The following is a 3001-nucleotide window of genomic DNA, read 5'->3' as shown; positions in this document are numbered from 1 at the left end:
ACCGGCCACGCGCACCCAAACTGCCCGACGAAGCGTGGATCAACCAGCCAACCCAGCAGACACAGACCGTCTCAGTTTGACTTGACAACTACCGTCACGAAGCCTGCCCGTCGTCGGGACGACGTCGCCGCCGAGACGCGCCGCTGGCTGGTGCGAGCCGGCTGCGTACTGAAGGCGTGGGCGAAAGTACTTAAGCATGTCAGATTCCCCGTCGTTCCTGTGTCCCTAGCGTGGTGTTCACAAGAGGGCACGACCACGGAGGAGAGAGACATGAGCGACATGAACGAGCTGGTCCAGCGCTACCTCGCCGCTTGGAACGAGACCGACGCCGCCGCGCGGCAGGCCGTTCTGGCGGAGGTCTTCGCCGAGGACGCGGTGTACACCGACCCGCTGGTCTCCGTTCAGGGCAGGGACGGGCTCGACGCCACCATCGCGGCGGTCCAGGGGCAGTTCGGCGGGCTGGTCTTCAGCCTCGGCGGCGCCGTGGACGCCCACCACGACATCGCGCGATTCACCTGGCACCTGGGACCTGAGGGTGCTGACCCGGTCGTCATCGGCTTCGACGTCGCGGTGATCGGCGCCGACGGGCGGATCAGCCAGGTGCTCGGCTTCCTCGACAAGGTGCCGGCCGGAGTCTGAACACCGCGGGGCGGACCGCTGGGCCGGTCCGCCCCAATCGAACAAAGGAGAAGCCATGACGGCCTATGTGATCGCGCATCTTCGTGATTCGGAAGAACTCCACCCGGATGTGCTGGAGTACATGGAGAGGATTCAGGCGACGATGGATCCGTTCTCCGGCCGGTTCATCGTCCATGGCGGACCGGTGGATGTCCGCGAGGGCGGGTGGCCCGGGAGCGTGGTCATGCTCCAGTTCCCGTCGGGGCAGGACGCGCGGGACTGGTACGAGTCGGCCGCCTACCAGGCGATCCTCCCGCTGCGTACGAAGCATCTGGAGGGTGAGGTGATCATCGTCGGTGGTGTCGGTCCCGACCATGATTCGGCCGCGATGGCCGCCGCGCTCAGGAAGGGTCTCTGATAGTCGTCAACCGATAGCGTCGTAGTTGAAGCCGAAGGCGCGCACGCCGGTCTCAGTACGGGGCCGGTGGCTCGTCTTCGGGCCGAAGGCGACGTAGGTGCCCGGACCGTGGATGCGCTCGCCTTCGATGATTTCGCCGTGTACGACGAAGTACGCCTCGCCGTAGGTTTCGTGGACGTCGAGGTCGGGCCATTCGGCGCCCGGGGCGATGTCGATCACCCACGTTCTGATTCCCGGCATGCCCGGCAGCGTCCGTACATGGACACCGGGAGCCAGCGCGACCGGCGGGACGTCATCGACGTCCACGGAGAGCATTCGTCCAGGAAGCACTTGTATCGGACTGATCATCGGGACAAGGTCTCACAGCCCCAGTTGATCGGCGAAATCCTTGAGCTCGCTCCGGGAGGCGATGCCGAGCTTGGGATAGGCCTTGTAGAGGTGGTAGCCGACTGTCCGGTGGCTGAGGAAGAGTTGCGCGGCGATGTCGCGGTTGGACAGGCCTTGCGCGGCGAGCCGGGCGATCTGCAGTTCCTGCGGGGTAAGGCCGGCGGCCACGCCTTCGGCCGGCGCTGGGCCCTGGTCCTGGACGCCGCTTGCGGTGAGCTCGCCGCGAGCGCGTTCGGCCCACGGCCGCATGCCGAGCCGGTCGAAGACCTCCAGGGCATCGTTCAACGGCCAGCGCGCCTCGGCCTTCCGTCGAGCCCTGCGCAGCCACTCGCCGTAGAGCAGCGCGGTTCTGGCGTACTCCAGCGTGCGGCCGTCCCGGTCGTGCAGTTCGAGGGCCGCCGTGTAGAACGCCTCGGCCTGGTCGTCGGCGGCGAGCAGCCCACGGCAGCGCAGCACGAGGGCGTCGGCCCACGGTTGCCGGACCGACCCGGCCCAGCGCTGCAGGCGCGCCAGAGGCTCGGCGGCGCGATCCGGTGCCCCCATTCGTACGGCCGACTCCACCAGGTCCGGAGCGGAGCGGGTGGCGCAGATGTGATGGCGCATCGGCTCGCGGGTCAGGCGCTCGAAGCGGGCGAGCGCCGCCTCGGCGCGGCCGAGACCGAGGTCCAGCAGCCCGAGAGACCAGTACGCCCACGGCGCGCCGGGAGAGACGGCTCCGGCGGTGGTCCCCGCCAGCCCCTCCTCGGCGTTGCGCCGGCAGGCCGCCTCCTCTCCCTTGGCCGCGTGGAGGTAGGCGAGCACGCTGCTGAACTGGCTGACCCACTGCTGCTGGCCGGTGTCGCGGGCGAGCCCCAGGGCTTCGGTCGCCGTGGCGAGCGCGTCCAGGTGTCGTCCGGCGAACACCTCGCCCTCGGCCATGAAGAACAGCACCGTCGGCAGCCGCCCGGCGCCGCCCCGGGCGCGGTGTTCCGCGGCGAGCGCGGTCGCCAGCTCGTAGGCGTCGGCGTCCTGACCCAACGCGAGCGCCGCTCCGCAGAGGATCATCAACGCCTGGTCGGGAACTCGGCCCCGCCGTCGCACCGCCGCGAGGGTGTCGCCCAGCGGCGGCGGCCGCTCGGAACGGGCCTGGTCGAGGTGGACGAGGTAGCGCCGCACCGGCGCGAGTGGATCCGCATCGTCCAACGGCAGCGCGGCCAGCCGGTCCAGCGTTGCCGCGAGCTGCCGTTCCCCCAGGTACCAAGAGGTGTGGACGGCCTGGACCAGCAACGCGGCGGCCTGCCCCGGATCGGTGTCGCGGATGAGGCCGGCGCCGTCGAGCAGCAACCGGTGAGCGGCAGGGTAGGAGCCCTGCCAGAAGTCCGCGAGGGCCCGCACCTGGGCGATTCGCGCCTTGACCGGCGGGGCCTCGTTCAATCGCCGGGCGGCGCGGCCCCCGAGGACTCTGGCACGCTCCACATCACCCGCCTCCAGCGCCGCCTCCGCCGCTAGTACTCCAACGTCACCTGGCCTGTCTGCGCTGGTAGTGGGATCGGCGGGCTCGGGATTGGGATGTTCGTCGCCAGATCGACCAGTGCAGGA

Annotated in this window: 4 protein-coding genes; 2 read left to right on the top strand and 2 right to left on the bottom strand. The window is 69.8% G+C overall.

All coding sequences use genetic code 11. The annotated features are described in order from the left end of the window. Positions 1-270: 270 nt before the first annotated feature. Both ACZ6O2_RS36435 and ACZ6O2_RS36430 read left to right on the top strand, forming a co-directional pair. Complete coding sequence (locus ACZ6O2_RS36435; RefSeq protein ID WP_466026208.1) at positions 271-639, top strand: nuclear transport factor 2 family protein; 369 nt, start codon at positions 271-273, stop codon at positions 637-639. 55 nt (positions 640-694) lie between these two features. After that, positions 695-1036, top strand: coding sequence for a DUF1330 domain-containing protein (locus ACZ6O2_RS36430; protein ID WP_466026207.1), 342 nt, complete (start codon positions 695-697; stop codon positions 1034-1036). A 6-nt stretch (positions 1037-1042) separates the two neighbouring features. On the opposite strand, the gene ACZ6O2_RS36425 is transcribed toward ACZ6O2_RS36430, so the two are convergent. Together ACZ6O2_RS36425 and ACZ6O2_RS36420 are read right to left on the bottom strand one after the other, a co-directional pair. Next, the gene (locus ACZ6O2_RS36425) at positions 1043-1342 is read right to left on the bottom strand and encodes a hypothetical protein (protein ID WP_466026206.1); all 300 of its coding nucleotides are present in this window, start codon (positions 1340-1342) and stop codon (positions 1043-1045) included. 54 nt (positions 1343-1396) lie between these two features. Continuing rightward, positions 1397-2878 carry a LuxR C-terminal-related transcriptional regulator gene (locus ACZ6O2_RS36420; RefSeq protein ID WP_466026205.1) on the bottom strand — a complete coding sequence of 494 codons (1482 nt, stop codon included), beginning with the start codon at positions 2876-2878 and terminating at the stop codon, positions 1397-1399. Between the last annotated feature and the right edge of the window lie 123 nt (positions 2879-3001).

Source organism: Micromonospora sp. NPDC048040 (genome assembly GCF_055587185.1).
This window is presented reverse-complemented; position numbering and strand designations above follow the sequence as displayed.

Excerpts from the sequence above, each read along its gene's own strand:
- ACZ6O2_RS36435 (WP_466026208.1), top strand. The coding sequence starts at position 271 with ATGAGCGACATGAACGAGCTGGTCCAGCGCTACCTCGCCGCTTGGAAC.
- ACZ6O2_RS36430 (WP_466026207.1), top strand. The coding sequence starts at position 695 with ATGACGGCCTATGTGATCGCGCATCTTCGTGATTCGGAAGAACTCCAC.